The 293-nt window shown below is 41.0% G+C and carries 1 pseudogene; it reads right to left on the bottom strand.

The features are described from left to right. Nucleotides 1-293, bottom strand: a pseudogene (locus AB4653_RS26405) (transcriptional regulator); the annotation flags it as partial.

The following is a 293-nucleotide window of genomic DNA, read 5'->3' as shown; positions in this document are numbered from 1 at the left end:
ACCATTTATTCGAACTTTCATCTTTAGGTTTAACCTGATTGGTTACTGGCTCGACTTCGACATGATTTTCTTGAGCCTTTGCAGTTGGCTCTGGATCAATAGTTTCAGTGATGACCTCATCAGCTAATGTGGTATTAGCAAATGTTAAAATAGGCTCTACGTCACTTTCTGCAATTTCAGCTGTTGTTGGCTGATCGTTTGATGACAGTGGTGCTGAGCGCTCAACAGTCGCGATAAATTGATAACCACGTTTAGGAACGGTTTTTACAAATGCTGGAGATTTGGTTGAGTCT

Origin of the sequence: Vibrio sp. 10N.222.48.A3, from assembly GCF_041475345.1 — a bacterium.
Classification (GTDB): domain Bacteria; phylum Pseudomonadota; class Gammaproteobacteria; order Enterobacterales; family Vibrionaceae; genus Vibrio; species Vibrio tasmaniensis_A.
Note: the sequence above shows the minus strand (reverse complement) of the source record. Positions and strands in the feature narration are given on the sequence as shown.